This is a genomic window from Streptomyces sp. ADI95-17 (genome assembly GCF_003846175.1).
GTDB classification, from domain to species: Bacteria; Actinomycetota; Actinomycetes; order Streptomycetales; family Streptomycetaceae; genus Streptomyces; species Streptomyces sanglieri.
Genome location: NZ_ML123045.1, coordinates 733,975 through 752,489, shown reverse-complemented (window position 1 = coordinate 752,489; position 18,515 = coordinate 733,975). Strand labels below are relative to the sequence as shown.

The 18,515-nt window shown below is 72.1% G+C and carries 15 protein-coding genes; 9 read left to right on the top strand and 6 right to left on the bottom strand.

From position 1 onward, the window contains the following. The first annotated feature begins 85 nt into the window (after nucleotides 1-85). The 5 genes from EES42_RS11485 to EES42_RS11465 all read left to right on the top strand — a co-directional run bounded on the left by EES42_RS11485 (nucleotide 86) and on the right by EES42_RS11465 (nucleotide 5,847). On the top strand, nucleotides 86-763 hold the full coding sequence (locus EES42_RS11485; protein ID WP_124718027.1) for a DUF3105 domain-containing protein: 678 nt from the start codon (nucleotides 86-88) through the stop codon (nucleotides 761-763). Then, complete coding sequence (locus tag EES42_RS11480; RefSeq protein ID WP_124718026.1) at nucleotides 760-1,476, top strand: DUF305 domain-containing protein; 717 nt, start codon at nucleotides 760-762, stop codon at nucleotides 1,474-1,476. The genes EES42_RS11485 and EES42_RS11480 overlap by 4 nt, the downstream gene beginning before the upstream one ends. Before the next feature lie 126 nt (nucleotides 1,477-1,602). Further along, nucleotides 1,603-2,028 (top strand): CBS domain-containing protein, encoded by a 426-nt coding sequence (locus EES42_RS11475; RefSeq protein WP_124718025.1) that lies wholly within the window; start codon nucleotides 1,603-1,605, stop codon nucleotides 2,026-2,028. A gap of 296 nt (nucleotides 2,029-2,324) precedes the next feature. After that, the gene (locus EES42_RS11470; RefSeq protein ID WP_124718024.1) at nucleotides 2,325-4,004 is read left to right on the top strand and encodes a multicopper oxidase family protein; all 1,680 of its coding nucleotides are present in this window, start codon (nucleotides 2,325-2,327) and stop codon (nucleotides 4,002-4,004) included. An 88-nt stretch (nucleotides 4,005-4,092) separates the two neighbouring features. Beyond that, the gene (locus tag EES42_RS11465; RefSeq protein WP_124718023.1) at nucleotides 4,093-5,847 is read left to right on the top strand and encodes an NAD+ synthase; all 1,755 of its coding nucleotides are present in this window, start codon (nucleotides 4,093-4,095) and stop codon (nucleotides 5,845-5,847) included. Between the two features lie 52 nt (nucleotides 5,848-5,899). Here the strand turns inward: EES42_RS11465 and EES42_RS11460 are convergent, their stop codons facing one another. The 4 genes from EES42_RS11460 to EES42_RS11445 form a co-directional block, all read right to left on the bottom strand. After that, entirely contained in the window at nucleotides 5,900-7,120 is a 1,221-nt protein-coding gene (locus EES42_RS11460; protein WP_124718022.1) for an MFS transporter, read from the bottom strand. Between the two features lie 182 nt (nucleotides 7,121-7,302). Continuing rightward, nucleotides 7,303-8,337 (bottom strand): endonuclease/exonuclease/phosphatase family protein, encoded by a 1,035-nt coding sequence (locus tag EES42_RS11455; protein ID WP_124718021.1) that lies wholly within the window; start codon nucleotides 8,335-8,337, stop codon nucleotides 7,303-7,305. Between the two features lie 190 nt (nucleotides 8,338-8,527). Continuing rightward, nucleotides 8,528-9,193 (bottom strand): TetR/AcrR family transcriptional regulator, encoded by a 666-nt coding sequence (locus EES42_RS11450; protein ID WP_124718020.1) that lies wholly within the window; start codon nucleotides 9,191-9,193, stop codon nucleotides 8,528-8,530. Continuing rightward, nucleotides 9,190-10,806 (bottom strand): MFS transporter, encoded by a 1,617-nt coding sequence (locus tag EES42_RS11445; protein ID WP_124718019.1) that lies wholly within the window; start codon nucleotides 10,804-10,806, stop codon nucleotides 9,190-9,192. The genes EES42_RS11450 and EES42_RS11445 overlap by 4 nt, the downstream gene beginning before the upstream one ends. A 180-nt stretch (nucleotides 10,807-10,986) precedes the next feature. On the opposite strand from EES42_RS11445, the gene panB reads away from it, so the two are divergent. From panB to EES42_RS11430, 3 genes are all read left to right on the top strand, one after another. After that, nucleotides 10,987-11,874, top strand: coding sequence for a 3-methyl-2-oxobutanoate hydroxymethyltransferase (panB, locus tag EES42_RS11440; protein WP_124718018.1), 888 nt, complete (start codon nucleotides 10,987-10,989; stop codon nucleotides 11,872-11,874). 115 nt (nucleotides 11,875-11,989) lie between these two features. Next, nucleotides 11,990-13,012, top strand: a complete 1,023-nt coding sequence (locus EES42_RS11435; protein WP_124718017.1) for an ATP-binding cassette domain-containing protein — start codon at nucleotides 11,990-11,992, stop codon at nucleotides 13,010-13,012. After that, complete coding sequence (locus EES42_RS11430) at nucleotides 13,009-13,863, top strand: ABC transporter permease (protein ID WP_124718016.1); 855 nt, start codon at nucleotides 13,009-13,011, stop codon at nucleotides 13,861-13,863. Before EES42_RS11435 ends, EES42_RS11430 begins: the two co-directional genes overlap by 4 nt. A gap of 12 nt (nucleotides 13,864-13,875) precedes the next feature. Here EES42_RS11430 and EES42_RS11425 read toward each other — a convergent pair whose 3' ends face one another. Next, the gene (locus tag EES42_RS11425; RefSeq protein WP_124718508.1) at nucleotides 13,876-17,217 is read right to left on the bottom strand and encodes a BTAD domain-containing putative transcriptional regulator; all 3,342 of its coding nucleotides are present in this window, start codon (nucleotides 17,215-17,217) and stop codon (nucleotides 13,876-13,878) included. A 203-nt stretch (nucleotides 17,218-17,420) separates the two neighbouring features. Here EES42_RS11425 and EES42_RS11420 point away from each other — a divergent pair, with 203 nt between their 5' ends. Continuing rightward, the gene (locus tag EES42_RS11420) at nucleotides 17,421-18,227 is read left to right on the top strand and encodes a site-2 protease family protein (protein WP_124718015.1); all 807 of its coding nucleotides are present in this window, start codon (nucleotides 17,421-17,423) and stop codon (nucleotides 18,225-18,227) included. A gap of 15 nt (nucleotides 18,228-18,242) precedes the next feature. On the opposite strand, the gene EES42_RS44675 is transcribed toward EES42_RS11420, so the two are convergent. Continuing rightward, nucleotides 18,243-18,416, bottom strand: a complete 174-nt coding sequence (locus EES42_RS44675; RefSeq protein WP_164495224.1) for a hypothetical protein — start codon at nucleotides 18,414-18,416, stop codon at nucleotides 18,243-18,245. Nucleotides 18,417-18,515: the final 99 nt, after the last annotated feature.

The window sequence follows — 18,515 nt, the reverse complement described above, 5'->3', positions numbered from 1 at the left end:
CACGCCTTCGTGACGGCCCCGCGCACGCCGGTTTCCCGGCCTTCGGCCTGTCCGTCCCCGCCCCTTCCCAGAAGGACCTGACGACATGAGTTTCGACCCCAGGACCCCCATGGCCCAGACGCACGACGCCCACCGCGCGCGGCAGCGCCGCGACCGTGCCCTGGCCATAAGCCTGAGCGTGCTCGTGGTCGTGGGGCTGGTCGGGTTCGGCTCGTACATGGTGCTGACCAAGTCCGAGGCGTCCGAGCAGAAGCGGGCCGCCCCGGCGGCGGACGGCAAGGCGCCCTCGGACGGGCAGCAGGCTCCCGCCGACGGGCCGATCGAGGGGCTGCGGACCTGGGACGCGAAGAAGCTGACCCGCAACCATGTCACCGGGACCGTCGCCTACCCGATGAAGCCGCCGGTGGGCGGTGACCACAACCCCGTATGGATGAACTGCGACGGCGAGGTCTACGAGAAGGCGATCCCCGATGTGAACGCCGTGCACGCGCTGGAGCACGGATCGGTGTGGGTGACGTACACGGACAAGGCTCCGGCCGCCGATGTGGCGAAGCTGGCCGAGCGGGTCGGCCGGACGCCGTACTCGCTGATGAGCCCGTACGAGGGCCAGGCCGGAACGATCATGCTGAGCGCCTGGGGGAACCAGGTGACCGTGGACGGCGCCGACGACCCGCGGGTCGACCGGTTCTTCTCGAAGTTCGTGCAGGGTCCGCAGACGCCCGAGCCCGGTGCGACGTGCACGGGCGGGCTGGGGGCGCAGTGACCGCCGGGAAGCGCCGCGGCCGGCGCGTCGAGTGGGTGGCGGGCTCCGCCGTGGCGCTCGCGCTGCTGTTCGCGGGGGTGGTGACGGTCGCCTCCGCGCGCGGCGGGGCGGACGGGGCCGACCGGGCGGCGGCCGCCCCGCACCCGCCCGCGGCGGACTCGGCGGACGCCGGTTTCGCCCGCGACATGGCGGTCCACCACCAGCAGGCCGTGGAGATGTCCTTCATCGTGCGTGACCGCACGAAGGACGAGGAGGTGCGCCGGCTCGCGTACGACATCGCCAATACGCAGGCCAATCAGCGCGGCATGCTGCTCGGCTGGCTGGATCTGTGGGAGCTGCCGAAGACGGCCGCCGGAGAGCCGATGGGCTGGATGGCGGCCGGGCACGAGGGACACTCGGCGAAGGGCATGGACGGGATGCCCGGCATGGGGACCGGCTACCGGGCCCATGACGGCTCCCTCATGCCCGGCATGGCCACCAGGACCGAGCTGGACCGGCTCCGGACGGCGAGCGGCAGGGCGGCCGAGATCCGGTACCTCCGGCTGATGACCGAACACCACAGGGGCGGCATCGACATGGCGCGCGGCTGCGCCCGGCTGTGCACGGTGAAGGCCGAGAAGCGGCTCGCCCGCGGGATGGTCGAGGCCCAGCAGTCGGAGCTGGACGAGATGGCCCGGCTGCTGGCCGCGCGAGGCTCCGCACCCAGGTCCTGAAAGATTCCCCCGAGCCGCAGGTGCACCCGAACGGGTGATAGCGGTCGCGTCCCCCGAACGGGCCCATGACGATGGGTTCGCTCGGGGTCGTACAGCATGCCCACCGGCACGCAGGAGGAATTCCTCATGACCACTGCCAAGGACATCATGCACACCGGGGCCACATGGATCCCCGCGCACGAGACCCTCGACCGGGCCGCGCAGCTGATGCGCGACCACAAGGTCGGGGCGTTGCCCATCTCGGCCAACGGCGAGCAGGACCGGATGATCGGCATCATCACGGACCGCGACATCGTGGTCGGCTGTGTGGCCATGGGCCACGACCCGTCGAAGATGACGGCGGGCGACCTCGCCCACGGCACGCCGCGCTGGATCGACGCGGAAGCGGAGGTGGAGGCGGTGCTGGATGAGATGCAGACACACCGCATCCGCCGGCTTCCGGTGGTCGAGAACAAGATGCTGATCGGCATGATCAGCGAGGCCGATCTGGCTCAGCACCTCAGCGACGAGCAGATCGCCGGCTGGGCTGCGAAGGTCTACGCGCACGGCTGACCCCGCCGTACGGCCTCGCGGCCACGGCCCGTCACCACGGCCCGGCCCCCTGTGTCCGAGGGGTGCCGGGCCGTCGCGCGGCCCCGGCGCCGGGGCCATACGGACGCGGTCGCGGGACGCGCGACGGCTCCGCGCGCGGGGGATACCCGGCGGGGGTAGTGTGCTCACCATGACCCTGAGTGGACGTACGGCATACGGACGGTCGCCACTGCCCGCCTCGCTGATATAGGAGGGGAGCGCCTCCCCCTCCCCCAGCAGACCGACCCGCCGAAACACATTCCGAGGTGCACTCCGTCATGCGTACTCCACCCACTCGACGCGCCGTGCTCGGCGCCGCTGTCGCCACCGCCGGTTCAGCGGTACTGGCCGGCTGCTCCGACGAATCCGGCACGGGCCGCGGCGGCCGGACGACCGAAGGCGCGAGCGTCGCTGTCACGGGCCACGGCAGCGCGAACCGCGGGGGCCCCTCCCCCGGCGGGCGATCCAAGGGCGAGTACGTCTCCCCCGACGGGCCGGAGGTCGCCGCGGCCGAGGCCAGGCGGGGTTCGGGCCCACTGCGGAAGGTGAGCCTCGTCGCCGCCCCCGCCCGTCTCGAACTGGGCGCCGGGATCACCGTCGACTCCTGGGCCTACGACGGCCGGCTGCCCGGCAAGGAGCTGCGGGTCACCGCCGGCGACACTCTGGCGCTCACCCTGGCCAACAACCTCCCCACGGAAACGTCACTGCACTGGCACGGCCTCAATGTGCGCAACGACATGGACGGCGTGCCCGAGGTGACCCAGGCGCCCATCGGGCCCAAGACCGAGTACTCCTACCGGTTCACCGTGCCGCACCCCGGAACGTTCTGGTTCCACCCGCACACGGGCGTCCAGCAGGACCGGGGACTGTACGCGCCACTGATCGTGGACGACCCGAAGGAGCCCCTCAAGTACGACAAGGAGTGGGTCGTCGTCCTGGACGACTGGGTCGACGGGGTGGCCGGCTCGACGCCCGACTCGGTGCTGAACGAGCTGAGCGGCGGCCGGGGCGGCATGAGCCACGGCGCGGGCGGGCACGGCACGCCCGGGAAGCCCGCCAAGCCCAACGACGGGAAGCCCCTCAGCGGGCCCTCGCGGCTGGAGAAGCGCTCGTACAGCAGACTGCTCGACAGCCACGGGGGCGATGTCGCCTACCCGTACTACCTGATCAACGGCCGCGTACCGAAGGCTCCCACCACCTTCAACGCCAAGCCCGGCGAGCGCATCCGGCTGCGCATCGTCAACGCGGGCGGCGACACCGCCTTCCGGGTGGCGCTCGGCGGCCACAAGATGACGATTACCCACACCGACGGCTACCCGGTCCAGCACACCACGACCGACGCCCTGCTGCTGGGCATGGGCGAGCGGTACGACGTGGTGGTCACCGCGGGCGACGGGGTCTTCCCGCTGACCGCGCTGGCGGAGGGCAAGAACGCCACGGCGCTGGCCCTGCTCCGCACCGGGAAGGGGACAGCCCCCGCCGCGACCGTCCGTCCCAAGGAACTGGACGGATGGCTGGTCGAGGCACACGACCTGATGCCGGACCCGTCCGTGGAGCTGTCCCGGCGCGAGGCCGACCGGACCCGCCGGTTCAAGCTGACCGGCAACATGCGGGCGTACAACTGGGCCTTCGACCACGACCCGTACAACCCCCGCCAGCGCCACCCGGTGCGGGCGGGCGAGCGGGTCAGACTGGAGTTCTACAACGCCACGGAGATGTGGCACCCGATCCATCTGCACGGGCACTCCTTCGGCGTGGTCGGCCCGGCCGGGCGGCGCCACTGGGCCACCGAGCGGGGGCGGGCCCACTGGGCACGCAAGGACACCACGATCGTCCGGCCGAACAGCTCGATGGCCGTCGAGTTCGACGCGAACAACCCGGGGCTGTGGATGCTGCACTGCCACAACATCTACCACTCGGACATGGGCATGATGACGGTCCTCGGCTACCTCGCCTGACTCGCCCCGGCCCGGTCCTCGCGGCCCGCGGACGCGGTTCCGCGGCCCGCGAGGACATTGCGTCAGTCAGACGATTACACTGGTGCGCGTGCCTCAACTACGTCTCGCACTGAATCAGATCGACTCGACCGTCGGTGATCTCGCCGGCAACTCCGAGGCGATCGTCCACTGGACCCGGCACTCCGCCGAACAGGGCGCCCATCTGGTGGCGTTCCCGGAGATGGTGCTGACCGGCTACCCCGTCGAGGACCTGGCCCTGCGCTCGTCCTTCGTCGAGGCCTCGCGGCAGGCGCTGCGCGCGCTCGCCGCCCGGCTCGACGCCGAGGGCTTCGGGGAGCTGCCGGTCGTGGTCGGCTACCTCGACCGCTCCGAGACGGCCCAGCCGCGCTACGGCCAGCCGGCCGGCTCCCCCCGGAACGCAGCCGCGGTGCTGCACCGCGGGCAGGTCGCGCTGACCTTCGCCAAGCACCACCTCCCCAATTACGGCGTCTTCGACGAGTTCCGGTACTTCGTACCGGGCGACTCGATGCCGGTGGTACGGGTGCACGGCGTCGATGTGGCGCTCGCGATCTGCGAGGACCTCTGGCAGGACGGCGGCCGGGTGCCGGCCGCGCGGGCCGCCGGCGCCGGGCTGCTGCTGTCGATCAACGCCTCGCCGTACGAGCGGGACAAGGACGACACCCGGCTGGAACTGGTCCGCAAGCGGGCCCAGGAGGCGGGCTGCACCACCGCGTACCTGGCGATGATCGGCGGCCAGGACGAGCTGGTCTTCGACGGCGACTCGATCGTCGTCGACCGGGACGGCGAAGTGATCGCCCGTGCCCCGCAGTTCGCCGAGGGCAGCGTCGTGCTCGACCTGGAGCTGCCGGCGGCCGCCGCCGAGCCGCCGTCCGGGGTCGTCAACGACGGGCTGCGGATCGACCACGTGGTGCTCTCCGAGGAGCCCCTCGCGGCGTACCCCGCGGAGCTGACCGGCGGCTACGCCGAGCGGCTGGACGACGACGAGGAGCTGTACTCGGCGCTGGTCGTGGGCCTGCGGGCGTACGCCGCCAAGAACGGCTTCAGCAGTGTGCTGATCGGGCTCTCCGGCGGGATCGACTCGGCGCTGGTCGCGGCCATCGCCTGCGACGCGCTGGGCGCGCAGAACGTGTACGGCATCTCGATGCCGTCGAAGTACTCCTCGGACCACTCCAAGGGCGACGCGGCCGAGCTGGCCCGCCGTACCGGGCTGAACTTCCGCACCGTACCGATCGAGCCGATGTTCGACGCGTACATGGGCTCGCTGGGGCTCACCGGTCTCGCCGAGGAGAACCTCCAAGCGCGACTGCGTGGCACGACGCTGATGGCCGTCTCCAACCAGGAGGGCCAGATCGTCCTCGCACCGGGCAACAAGTCCGAGCTGGCGGTCGGCTACTCGACGCTGTACGGCGACGCGGTCGGGGCGTACGGCCCGATCAAGGACGTGTACAAGACGTCGGTCTTCCGCCTGGCGAAGTGGCGCAACCGGGCCGCCGAGGAGCGCGGGCAGACCCCGCCGATCCCGGAGGCGTCCATCACCAAGCCGCCCAGCGCCGAGCTGCGCCCGGGACAGGTCGACACGGACTCGCTGCCCGACTACGACGTACTGGACCGGATCCTGGAGCTGTACGTCGACCGGGACCAGGGTCTGGACGAGATCGTCGCGGCCGGCTTCGACTCGGCGCTGGTGGCGAAGACGCTGCGGATGGTGGACACGGCCGAGTACAAGCGCCGGCAGTACCCGCCGGGCACGAAGATCTCCCCGAAGGGCTTCGGCAAGGACCGCCGGCTGCCGATCACCAACCGGTGGCGCGAGTCGGGCTGAGCGGGACGACGGCGCGGTGACCCGGCGGAGCCGGTCACCGCGCCGTCGCGTTTCAGCGCGCGTCCGCCGGGGCGTCGTCCCGCACGGGCCGCGCGTCCGCACGGGCCACCACCCTGGACGCCCCCGGTGTGCGTTCCCGGTCCAGCAGACCCCCCGTGACCGCCACCGCCAGGCCCGCGACCGCGAGGGCCGCGCCGACCGGGGCCGGGGAGGTCCAGCCCCAGCCCGCCGCGATCGCGGCGCCGCCCAGCCACGCGCCGCCCGCGTTGGCGAGGTTGAACGCGGAGTGGTTGGAGGCGGACGCCAGGGTCGGGGCGTCCTTGGCCTTGTTCATGACCAGCATCTGGAGCGGTGTGGTCGTCATGAAGCCGACCGCGCCGAGCAGCACCACCAGCACCGGTGCGGCCCACCGCACCTGGACGGCGAACGGGAAGACCGCGAGGACGACGGCGAGCGCGCCGAGCGATCCGTACAGCGTCGGCCGCAGCGCCCGGTCGGTGAGCGGTCCCGCCGCGAGGGCGCCGAGGGTCATGCCGATGCCGAAGAGCGCGAGCACCGGTGTCACGGCGGACTCGCCGAAGCCCATCACCTCGGTCGTCATGGCCGAGAGGTAGGAGTACACGGCGAAGACCCCGGCGAAGCCGAACACGGCGGTGAGCAGGCCGAGCAGCACCTGACGGTCGCCGAGGGCGCGCAGTTCCCGGCCCAGGCCCTGGTGGGCGTCGACGGGCACCTGCGGTACGAGCCGGGCGAGCGCCGCCACGGCGCACAGCCCGATGGCCGCGACGACCAGGAACGTGGCCCGCCAGCCGAGGTGCTGGCCGAGCAGGGTGGCCGCCGGGACGCCGACGATGTTGGCGACGGTGAGCCCGAGGAACATGGTGGCCACGGCCCGTGCCCGGCGCCCCTCGGGGACAAGACGGGCCGCGACGACCGCGCCGACGCCGAAGAAGGCCCCGTGCGGCAGCCCGGCCAGAAACCGGCCGCCCAGCAGCCAGCCGAAGCCGGGGGCGAACGCGGAGGCGAGGTTGCCGACCGTGAACAGGGCCATCAGCAGCAGGAGCATCCGCTTGCGCGGGATCCGGGAGCCGACGGCGGTGAGCAGCGGGGCCCCCACCACGACGCCGATCGCGTAGGCCGAGACGAGGTGTCCGGCGGTGGGTACGGAGGTGCCCAGGTCGTCCGCGACATTGGGCAGCAGGCCCATCATCACGAACTCCGTGGTACCGATGCCGAAGGCGCTCACCGCGAGTGCGAGCAGGGCCAGGGGCATGTGGAGAGACCTTTCCGCAGGGAAGCCGGGGAGCCGGGCGGACCGGCTTCGCGGCCGGGCCGGCTCCATTGCCGGACGCCCTTGGTTCCCAAACGGAACAAATTCTCTCAGACGGTTTGTTCCGCCGGGTGAACGGACCGTTTCGTCAGCGTTCGCCCGGGGTGACGGAACGGCTCACCGCGTCACAGCTCCACCCGCGCCACGATCGGCAGATGGTCGCTCTCGGTCGCGCCGAGCGTCCACGAGGACATCGGCTCGACGCCCTTGACCAGGATCTGGTCGATCCTGGCCATCGGGAACGAGGCCGGCCAGCTGAAGCCGAAGCCGTCGCCGGCCGCGCCCTGGGTGGAGCGCATCTGGGCGGTGACCGCGTTCAGCGAGCGGTCGTTCATCGTGCCGTTGAGGTCGCCGAGCAGGATCACCTTGCCGAGGCGCTCGTGGGAGATGGCCTCGCCCAGGGCGTCCGCGCTGTCGTCGCGCTGGTTGGCGGTGAAACCGGCGTGCAGCTTGACGCGTACGGACGGCAGATGGGCCACGTAGACGGCGACCTCGCCCTTCGGGGTGGTCACCGTGGAGCGCATCGCCCGGGTCCAGCCCATCTTGATGTCGACCGGGCGGGTGGCGCTCATCGGGTACTTGCTCCACAGACCGACGGTGCCCTGCACCGAGTGGTACGGGAAGCGGTCGGCGAGCGCCGCCTCGTACGTCGCCACCTTGCCGCTCGGCAGCTCCTCAAGGGCGATCACATCGGCGCCGGAGGCCGCGACCTTCCGGGCGGTGCCCTTGGGGTCGGGGTTGTCGGCGTTGACGTTGTGGGTGGCCACGGTGAGGTCGCCGCCGCTGCCGGACTTGTCGGTGAGCAGGCCGCCGAAGACGTTGAACCAGACCACGGCCGGCAGCAGCAGGGCGATCAGCGCGGTCGCCGAGCGGCGCACCAGGCCCAGGACCAGCAGCACCGGGAGGAACACCCCGATCCACGGCAGGAACGTCTCGGAGAGGCTGCCCAGGTTGCCGATGGCGTTCGGGATCTTCGAGTGGAAGGCCATCACCAGGGTGATGAGCACCGAGCAGAGGGCGAGGACGATGCCGCGCCGCCAGATGCCCGGATCACGGGTCCACCGCTCGCGCAGGTCCCGGAAGCGGGATCCCGTCCCGGCGCGTTCCGGTTCCGGCTCCGCACGGTCGTTCCCGGTGTCCGCTCCGTACGCCTGCACCATCGCGCTGTCCTCACTGCCTTGCCGTGCATGTCGCCGCGCCCTCGACCCTAGGCGATGCGTGGCGGGTTTCCTGCCGTCGACGACGGCCGTACTGCCACGAGGACGAAGGGCGGGGTCCGGCGGGTTCCGGCCACGCGGGGTCCGGCGGGGCTTGTGACAGAACGATCACATTCGGGCGGGTCCGGGAGTGTCAGGCGCCGCCGGGCGGGCCTGGGGCCCGGCCGGGCCCCAGGCCCTCGACCAGGACCTGGACGATCCGGTCGGCGAGATCCTCGGGCAGCGGCGCGTCGGGCCGGTGGATGGTGCGTACGAGCATGGGCCCCAGGAACAGGTCGTCCATCAGCCCCACGTCCAGGTCCGCGCGGAGTTCACCGGCGTCGACGGCGCGCCGGACGGCGGCCAGCATGGCGACGCGGCGGGGCGCGATGACGCTGTTGTGGTATTCCTCCCACAGCTTGGGATGGCTCTTCATCTGCGCGAAGACGTTGTGCAGCAGCACCGAGGAGCGCTGGGCCAGGCCGCGCCTGCGCAGCGAGTCCAGCAGCAGTCGCAGGTCGTCGAGGCCGGCGGTGCCGGAGACGGCGGGCTCCGGCGGCTCCATGTCCTTCAGTACGTCGACGAAGAGTTCTTCCTTGCCGCTCCACCGCCGGTAGATGGTCGCCTTGCCCACCCCCGCGGTCCGGGCTATCCGCTCGATGGACAGGGCCGCCAGGGGCTCACCGGCCTCCAGCAGCCCGACGACGGCGTCCAGGATCGCCCGCTCGGCCGCCGCGCTGCGCGGCCGGCCCCGGCGTGGTGCCGGGGTCTTCGCCCGTACGCCGGTCCAGCTCTCGTCCTGCCGCGTCGCCGGTGTCATCGGCCCGCTCCCGCCGCGCGCACCGACCGGTCGCCCCGGCCCGACCCGTCCGGGCCGTCCTCGGCGGGCGGCTTCCCCGGCAGGAAGAGCGCGACCACCAGGGCGCCCACCAGGGCGATGGTCGCCGAACCGATGGCGGTGACGTGCATGGCCTTCAGGAACGCGTCGTTCGCGGAGGCGATCAGCGGGGCGCCCGCCGGGCCCAGCTTGTCGGCGATGCCGAGCGTCGCCTCGATCGACTCCCCGGCCGCCTCCCGGGCGCCGGCCGGGACCGCGCCGAGGTGGCCCTCGATGTCGCCCCGGTAGACGGTGGAGAGCACCGATCCGAGCACGGCGACCCCGAGTGCCCCGCCGACCTGCCGGAAGGTGTTGTTGACGGCCGATCCGGAGCCGGCCTTCTCGCGGGGCAGCGCCTGCATCACCGAGACGGTGACCGGTGTCATCACATGTGCCATGCCGGTGCCCTGGACGAAGAAGAGCAGGCACAGCACCCAGACCGGCGTGGTGTCGTCGAACAGCGCGAACGCCGCCAGCCCGATGGCGACCAGCAGCATGCCGCCGGTGCAGGTGGCGCGGGCGCCGAAGCGGTCGACGAGCAGCCGGGCCCGGGGCGCGAAGATCATCTGGGTGGCGGCCAGCGGCAGCAGCATCATCCCCGCCTGCAGCGCGGTCCAGCCGCGCACGCTCTGCATGTAGAAGGCGGAGAAGAAGGTCACCCCCATCAGCGCGAAGAAGACCAGCGCTATGGCGGCGACGGCCGCGGAGAACGACGGCTCCCTGAAGTACGAGATGTCGATGGCCGGGTGGGTGCTGCGCTTCTCGTGCCAGACGAACCCGGCCAGGACGAGCAGTCCGCCGATGCTCGACAGGAGCACCACGGGGTCGGCGAAGTCGGCGAGCTGGCCGCCGCGGATGATGCCGTACACCAGCAGCACCAGGCCGACGATGGAGAGCACTACGCCGAACGGGTCGATCCGGCCGGGGCTCGGGTCCCTGGAGTCCGGCACCAGCAGCATCATCGCAATCAGCGCCACGATCACCACGGGCACGTTGACCAGGAAGATCGAGCCCCACCAGAAGTGCTCCAGCAGCAGCCCGCCGGTGATCGGGCCGATCGCGATGGCCACCCCGACGCTGCCGGCCCATATGCCGATGGCCTTGGGCTGTTCGTCGCGCTCGAAGACGTTCATCAGGACGGCGAGGGTGGCCGGCATGACGAACGCGGCGCCGAAGCCCATCAGGGCGCGCCAGGTGATCAGCTGGGCGGGCGAGCCGGACATGGCCGCCAGCGCGGAGCCGGTGCCGAAGAGCAGGATGCCGAAGAGCAGCGTCTTCTTGCGGCCGATACGGTCACCGAGCAGCCCGGCGGTGAAGAGGAGTCCGGCGAAGACGAGCGTGTAGGCGTTGATCGCCCACTCCAGCTGGCTCTGGGTGGCGCCCAGGCCGGTGGGTGCGGGGCTGGCGATGGTCTTGACCGCGACGTTCAGGATCGAGTTGTCCAGCACGACGATGAGCAGGCTGAACATCAGGACGACGAGGATCGCCCAGCGGCGACGGTGGACCGCCTCCGGGATCTGGGACGCGTCGGCGCGAGCACCGGACGGTATCGACATGGAACGGAGCTTATCCGATTTCGATACGAGACCGTCTCGTATTGGAAAAGCGTCCACCGGTGGGGCCTCGTCCAAGGGTGGGTGCGGGCCCACTTCCCGTGGACCACCGCGGGATGCCACCATGGAACCGGTCCGGGGACGCCGTCAGGGCGCCTCGAGATGACGAAGGAGCCGTTCGCAATGTCGCTTCAGGCTGCGCGGAATCAGTCCGCAACAACCCCCGCGGGGACTCCCACCGACAGCAGCAAGGCGCTGTACGGAGGCAAGAGCACCCGCCGCGTCTCCATCCATGACATCGCCGCCGCCACCGAGCGCGGCGAGAAGTGGCCCATGCTCACCGCCTACGACGCGATGACCGCGTCCGTCTTCGACGAGGCCGGGATCCCGGTCATGCTCGTCGGCGACTCCATGGGCAACTGCCACCTCGGTTACGAGACCACCGTGCCCGTCACGATGGACGAGATCGCGATCCTCTCCGCCGCTGTCGTACGGGGTACCAGGCGTGCCCTGATCGTGGCGGACCTGCCCTTCGGGGCGTACCAGGAAGGCCCCGTCCAGGCCCTGCGCAACGCCACCCGGCTGGTCAAGGAGTCGGGCGTCGGTGCGGTCAAGCTGGAGGGCGGTGAGCGCAGCCACGAGCAGATCAAGCTGCTCGTCGACGCCGGCATCCCGGTCATGGCGCACATCGGCCTGACCCCGCAGTCCGTCAACGCGATGGGCTACCGGGTGCAGGGCCGTGGCGAGGAGGCCGCCCAGCAGATGCTGCGCGACGCCAAGGCCGTGCAGGACGCGGGCGCGTTCGCCGTGGTGCTGGAGCTCGTACCGGCCGAGCTGGCCGCCGAGGTCACCCGCACCCTGCACATCCCGACGGTCGGCATCGGTGCCGGCCCGGACACGGACGCCCAGGTGCTGGTCTACACCGACATGGTCGGGCTGACCGGTGGCAAGGTGCCGCGCTTCACCAAGCAGTACGCGAACCTGCGCCAGGTGCTGGGCGACGCGGCGAAGGAGTTCGCGGAAGAGGTCGTGGGCGGCGCCTTCCCGGCCGCCGAGCACACCTTCCACTAGCTCCACCGGTTCGTTCCGTACAGAACCACTGCCCGCACCACCGACAGCCCGCCGACATCCCCCATCGGCGGGCTGTCGGCCTGCTGTCGGCGGACTGTCGGTGGCGGCTGGTCCCATGGAGGGCATGACGCGAATCGACAAGAACCCCAGGAGCGGCTCGAACGCCGTCGAGGTCCGGGGGCTGGTCAAGCACTACGGCTCGACCAAGGCTCTGGACGGCGTGGACCTCGATGTCCGCGAGGGCACCGTGCTCGGTGTCCTCGGCCCGAACGGAGCGGGCAAGACCACGCTCGTACGCTGCCTTTCCACCCTGATCCTCCCGGACGCCGGACACGCCACCGTGGCGGGCTACGACGTGGTGAAGCAGCCCCGGCAACTGCGCCGCACCATCGGCCTGACCGGGCAGTACGCCTCGGTCGACGAGAAGCTCTCCGGCTGGGAGAACCTCTACATGATCGGGCGGCTGCTCGATCTGTCCCGCAAGGCCGCCCGGTCCCGGGCCGACGAGCTGCTGGAGCGGTTCTCGCTCACCGACGCGGCCAGGAAGGCCGCGATGGACTACTCCGGCGGCATGCGGCGCCGGCTCGACCTGGCCGCCTCGATGATCGGCAACCCGGCCGTGCTGTACCTGGACGAGCCGACGACGGGGCTGGACCCCCGGACCCGTAACGAGGTCTGGGACGAGGTGCAGCGGATGGTCGCGGAGGGGGCGACCGTGCTGCTCACCACCCAGTACATGGAAGAGGCCGAGCAGCTCGCCAACGAGCTGACCGTCATCGACAAGGGCAGGATCATCGCCCGCGGCGGTGTCGACGAGCTGAAGGCGAAGGTCGGCGGCCGCACCCTGCACTTGCGGCCCTCGGACCCGGCGCAGCTGTCCGCGATGGCGCAGGCCATCCGGGAGGCCGGTCTGGACGGCGTCGCGGGCGCGCAGGCCGTCCCGGACGAGGGGCTGCTGTACGTGCCGATCCTCAGCGACGAGCAGCTGACCTCCGTCATAGGCCTGCTCGGCACCCGGGGCTTCTCGCTGGCGCACGTCGCCACCGCGCTGCCCAGCCTCGACGAGGTCTTCCTCGCCATCACCGGCGAGAAGTCCGCTTCCGTCACCGACACGACTCCCGAGGAGATCGCGGCATGAGCACGGCGACTCTGACACCCACGCCCACACCCACCGCGTCCGCCCGTGGCGGGGCGGTCCACGACGAGGGCCGGATCGGGCTGCGGAACAACCTGCGCCACATCGGGGCGCTGGTACGGCGCAACATGCTCCAGATCAAGAAGGATCCGGAGTCGATGTTCGACGCGCTCCTGATGCCGGTCATCTTCACGCTGCTGTTCGTGTACGTCTTCGGCGGCTCGGTCGGCGGCAGCATGGGCGGCGGCCGGCAGGAGTACCTGAACTACCTGATACCCGGCCTGATGGCGATGATGGGCATGAACATCGCCATGGCGGTCGGCTCCGGGGTCAACGACGACTTCCGCAAGGGCGTCATGGACCGGTTCCGGACGATGCCGATCGCCCGTTCCTCGGTGCTGATCGCGAAGATAGTGGTCGAGCTGGGCCGGATGATGGTCGCCACCCTCATCCTGCTGGCCATGGGCTTCGCCCTCGGCATGGAGCTCCAGGAGTCGGTGCTCGGGCTGATCGCGGCGATCGCGCTGTCGGCCGCGTTCGGCGCCGCCATCATGTGGATCTTCATCCTGCTCGGACTGACCATGAAGACGGCCCAGGCGGTGCAGGGGATGGGGATGCTCGTGCTGATGCCGCTCCAGTTCGGCTCCTCGATCTTCGCCCCGACGAAGACGATGCCCGGCTGGCTCCAGACGTTCACCGACTACAACCCGCTGTCCAACCTGGCCGACGCCGCGCGGGCCCTGATGATGGGCGGCCCGCTCGCCCACTCGGTCCTGGTGACGCTCGGCTGGACCGTGGTCATCACCGCGGTGATGGCCCCGCTCGCGGTCGCCAAGTTCCGCAAGAAGAGCTGACCCGGCGAGGGTTCAGCCCCGGTACGCGTCCGCGAGGGCGGCGGCCTCCTCCAGGGAGAGGCCGCCGCCCTCGGCGTACGCGGCCTCGTAGCCGGCCCGGCCGAGCACGGCCACGGCCAGCTCCTCCGCCCGTGCCCAGTCGTCCAGCTCCATCGCCGTCCGCACATGACCCTCGGGCAGCAGCCCCCGGCCGGCCCCCAGCAGCCGGGCCGCCACGGTGGCCCGATGCTCGCCGCCGATACCGGCCAGCGAGCGGGCGCTGGCGACGAGATGGATGACGGACAGCTGGGGCGCCATCATCTGCGACAGCCGGTCCGTGGACCGCTCCAGCGCCATCAGGCCCCGGGGCAGGGCCTGCTCGTACAGCCCTTCCTGGTTGTCCAGCCAGGCCGTCGCGCCCAGCACGACCCCTTCGAAGACCGCCCTGGTGTCGGACTGGAAGTCCTCGCGCAGCGCCGCCAGTTGAGCGCGCGCCTCGCCGGTGCGGCCGCTGCGGCCCAGCCACATGACCAGATGGAGCCGGGCGAAGGGCACCGCCCCGTGTCCCGCCCGGCGCCCTTCGGCGAGCACCTCGCGCAGGATCTGCTCGCCCTCGGCGCCGCGCCCCAGTTCGGTGAGCACGGACGCGTGCCGGGTGCGCAGGACCGCCACCTGGGACTGGGCGCCCAGCTTCCGCGCGTAGCCGATCGCGGCCCGGAAGTCCTCGGCCGCCAGGGCGTACTCGCCCCGCCGTTCGTTGGCCTCCCCGCGGGCGGAGAGCGATTCGGCGGCGCCCCAGTCGTCACCGATCCGGCCGAAGATGCGCAGGCTCTCGTCGGCGTCCGTGCGTGCCTCGCCCGCCCATTCGGGCCGGTTGGCCAGCACATTGGCACGCATCTGGAGGGCCTCGGCGAGCTCCCATTCGTAGCCGTACTCCCGGCAGGCGCGGACCGTTTCGTCCAGCAGCCGCGGCAGGTCGGTGGTCTCGCCGGTGAGCACGACCGCGAAGAACCAGAGCGATGCCGGAACCCGGCAGGTCTGCGGCTGGCCGGCCCGGTAGGTGCTCGCGATGACCCGCAGCCGGGCCATGCCCTCCTCGTCGGCCCAGATGTTCTGGGAGTGGTCGGCGCTGACCAGCTGGACCAGGGCCACCTGGCGCCGCGCCTCCCCGAGCAGTTCGGGCCCCATCGGCGGCGGCGCGTCGGTGCAGCGTTCGTGGATGGAGGGCGCCGGTTCGACGGCCGCGGTCCCGACGGGCGGGGCGAAGGGGTCGGGGCCCAGCGCGGCGGCCGCCTCGGCCCAGTGCAGGGCGTCGGTGCGCAGTTCGCGCATCTGCCAGTACCAGCACAGCGAGAGCACCATGCAGAGCACCTCCTGCTCGTCGCGGGCGGCGACGGCGTGACGCAGGGCGGTGCGGATGTTCTCGTACTCGCGCTCCAGGAGCGCGATGGCGGACCGCTGTCCGGCGCCGCGCAGTTCGGGTTCGACGGTACGGACCAACTCCCGGTAGAACACCAGGTGGCGCCGGACCACGGGTTCCCGCTCCGCCGCCTCGTCGAGCCGGGCGGCGGCGTACTCGCCGACGGTCTCCAGCAGCCGGTAGCGCATCTCGCCGTCCTCGCCGGGCGCGGCGACGACGAGCGACTTGTCGACCAGGGAGCCGAGCAGACCGGCGACCTCGCGGGCGCCCCGCGGCCCGTCCGCGCAGACCGCCTCGGCGGCGGCGAGGGTGCAGCCGCCCGCGAAGACGGAGAGCCCGCGCAGCACGGCGCGTTCGGGCTCGTCCAGGAGGTCCCAGGACCAGTCGACGACGGCGCGCAGGGTCTGCTGACGGGGCAGTACGGTGCGGGCTCCGCTGGTGAGCAGGCGGAACCGGTCGTCGAGCCGGTCGGCGATCTGGCGCGGGGTGAGCATCCGCAGCCGGGCGGCGGCGAGTTCGATGGCGAGCGGCAGTCCGTCCAGGCGGCGGCAGATCTCCGCCGCGGCCGCCGCGGTCTCCTCGTCCGCGTCGGCCCGGAAGCCCGGCCGGGCGGCGGCGCCGCGGTCGGCGAGCAGGCGCAGCGCCATCGGGTCCGGCAGCGGTTCGACCGGGCGGACGAACTCGCCCGGGACGCCGAGGGGTTCACGGCTGGTGGCGAGCACGGTGAGGTGCGGGCAGTGGGCGAGCAGGTGGTCGGCGAGGGCCGCGGCCGCGTCGATGACGTGTTCGCAGTTGTCCAGGAGCAGCAGCATGCGACGCCGGGAACAGTGCTCGGTGAGCCTTGCCAGGGGGTCTTTCACATTCCCCTCGGCGACCCTGAGCTCCTCGGCGCCAACGCCGCGCAGCACGGTCTCGCGGGCGCCGAGCGCGGTCAGTACGGCCTCCGGCACCGACTCGGGGTCGTCGACCGGGGCGAGTTCGGCCAGCCAGACACCGTCCGGCCAGGCGTCCGCGACGGATTCGGCGGTCTCCTGGGAGAGCCGGGTCTTGCCCGCACCGCCGGGGCCCAGGAGGGTGACCAGCCGGGCGTGCGAGAGGTCCTGGCCCAGGGCCGCGATGTCGTCCTCGCGCCCGACGAAACTGGTGAGCCTGGCCCGGAGGTTGCCGTACGGTGCGGCGGCGGCCGCGGGGGCCGCGGGGCGGGGACTCGCTGACGGAGCGGCCGGGGCGGGCGGGTCCTGGCGGAGCAGTTCGGCGTGGAGCGCGCGCAGTTCGGGGCCGGGGTCGGTGCCCAGGCGGTCGGCGAGGACGGTGCGCACCTCGTCGTAGGCGGCCAGCGCCTGGGCGGTGCGCCCGGCGTCGCGCAGGGCCCGCAGCCGCAGCGCCTGAAGGGGTTCGTCGATCGGGTGCTCGGCGCACAGCGCGACCAGTTCGGGCAGGGCCTCGTCCGGGCGGCCGAGCGCGAGGACCGCGCGGAGCCGGTTGCGGCGGGCGTCCAGCCGCCGGGCCTCCCAGCGGGCGGCTTCGGTCAGGCGGTCGGGCAGGTCGGCCAGGACCGGGCCGCGCCACAGGACGAGCGCGTCGTCGAGCACGGTCCGGGCCTTCACCGGGTCGCCCTCCTCCAGTGCCCGCGCGCCCTCGCCCGCGAGCCGCTCGAAGCGGTGGAGGTCGACGGCGTCCGGCTCGGCGGCCAGCCGGTAGCCGCTGTCCGCGGAGACGATCGCGTCGTGGCCGACGGCGCGCCGGAGCCGGCCGACGAGCGCCTGGAGGGCGCCCACCGCGTCGGCGGGCGGCTCGCCGTCCCACACCTCGTCGACGAGCACGGCGGCCGGGACGGTGCGGCCGGGGCGCAGGGCGAGGACGGTGAGCAGGGCGCGCAGCCGGGCCCCGCCGATGGTGACGGCCGTGCCGTCGTCGCGGAGTGCCCGGGTGGTTCCGAGGATGCAGTAGCGCACCGGCCCATTCTCCGTGACCGGGATCGACAGGCGCACACCTGTCCGCCCGTACCCCTGTGCGCCGTGTTCCGGATCGCTCGTCATGCCTCCACCTTTTCCGGAACCATCGTCCCGGCGCGAGACGTTTGTGACGTGTCGGCGGTACGGTCGGGCTCGCCGCCCGCCGCGCCGTTCACTTCCGGCCGTCCGTCAGGAGTTCGCCGATGACCACCGCAAGCGCCCGCAGCGACCGGCGGATCAGCCCGGTCTTCCTCGGGATCGCCGCCGTGACGGCGTTGTCGGGCTGGGCGGTGTGGACGGACACCGGGTATCCGTACGGGCTCGCGGTCTTCGTCTTCGTCACGGCGGCATGGGTGGTCTCGCTCTGCCTGCACGAGTACGCGCACGCCCGCACCGCGCTGCACAGCGGGGACCTCTCGGTCGGCGCGAAGGGCTACCTCAGCCTCAATCCGCTCGCCTACACGCACGCCCTGCTCAGCATCGTGCTGCCGGTGCTGTTCGTGATCCTGGGCGGGATCGGGCTGCCCGGCGGCGCGGTCTTCATCGAGCGGGGGCGGATCCACGGGCGGTGGAAGCACAGCCTGATCTCGGCGGCGGGCCCGCTGACGAACGTGCTGTTCGCGCTGGTGTGCACGGCCCCGTTCTGGCTGGACGCGCTGGACGGTGTCCCGAGGGAGTTCCGGTACGCGCTGGCGTTCCTGGCCCTGCTCCAGGTCACCGCGGCGATCCTGAACTTCCTGCCGGTCCCCGGGCTGGACGGGTACGGGGTGATCGAGCCCTGGCTGTCGTACCGGATCCGGCGCCGGGTGGAGCCGTTCGCCCAGTTCGGGCTGCTCGCGGTGTTCGGCGTGCTGTGGATCCCGGAGATCAACCACGTCTTCTTCGACGCGGTCCGCGGCCTGCTGGACTCACTGGGCGTGAGCGGGACGGAGACGGAGTGCGGCCGCGCCGCCTATCAGTTCTGGGAGAACTGGAACCGGGAGTACCCGGTCTGCGCCTTCGCCCCGTGACCGGCGGTCCGGCCCTCAGCCCGCGGTCTGCGCGCGGTGCCGGCGTACGTAGAACCACGCCATGTTCGACGAGAGCCCGGCCAGCAGCACCCAGACGATCCCCAGCAGGTTGCCCTGGGCGAACGAGATCACGGCCGCGACGACGGCCAGGACGCAGACGGTGATGGCGTAGAGAGCGAGTCGGGGCATGGGGGCGGCTCCTGTCGGGGGCGGTGCGCGGTCCCGTCCAGTGTCCCCCATGCCCCTTTTCGCTCGCCGCAGGGTGGGCCCGGGAGCGGCCCGGGCCGG

What these genes read in the sequence shown, in the direction of transcription:
- EES42_RS11460 (WP_124718022.1), bottom strand. Translation starts at nt 7,120, where the DNA reads ATGCCCCTGGCCCTGCTCGCACTCGCGGTGAGCGCCTTCGGCATCGGT.
- EES42_RS11470 (WP_124718024.1), top strand. Translation starts at nt 2,325, where the DNA reads ATGCGTACTCCACCCACTCGACGCGCCGTGCTCGGCGCCGCTGTCGCC.
- EES42_RS11455 (WP_124718021.1), bottom strand. Translation starts at nt 8,337, where the DNA reads ATGGTGCAGGCGTACGGAGCGGACACCGGGAACGACCGTGCGGAGCCG.
- EES42_RS11420 (WP_124718015.1), top strand. Translation starts at nt 17,421, where the DNA reads ATGACCACCGCAAGCGCCCGCAGCGACCGGCGGATCAGCCCGGTCTTC.
- panB (WP_124718018.1), top strand. Translation starts at nt 10,987, where the DNA reads ATGTCGCTTCAGGCTGCGCGGAATCAGTCCGCAACAACCCCCGCGGGG.
- EES42_RS11475 (WP_124718025.1), top strand. Translation starts at nt 1,603, where the DNA reads ATGACCACTGCCAAGGACATCATGCACACCGGGGCCACATGGATCCCC.
- EES42_RS11445 (WP_124718019.1), bottom strand. Translation starts at nt 10,806, where the DNA reads ATGTCGATACCGTCCGGTGCTCGCGCCGACGCGTCCCAGATCCCGGAG.
- EES42_RS11450 (WP_124718020.1), bottom strand. Translation starts at nt 9,193, where the DNA reads ATGACACCGGCGACGCGGCAGGACGAGAGCTGGACCGGCGTACGGGCG.
- EES42_RS44675 (WP_164495224.1), bottom strand. Translation starts at nt 18,416, where the DNA reads ATGCCCCGACTCGCTCTCTACGCCATCACCGTCTGCGTCCTGGCCGTC.
- EES42_RS11485 (WP_124718027.1), top strand. Translation starts at nt 86, where the DNA reads ATGAGTTTCGACCCCAGGACCCCCATGGCCCAGACGCACGACGCCCAC.
- EES42_RS11430 (WP_124718016.1), top strand. Translation starts at nt 13,009, where the DNA reads ATGAGCACGGCGACTCTGACACCCACGCCCACACCCACCGCGTCCGCC.
- EES42_RS11435 (WP_124718017.1), top strand. Translation starts at nt 11,990, where the DNA reads ATGGAGGGCATGACGCGAATCGACAAGAACCCCAGGAGCGGCTCGAAC.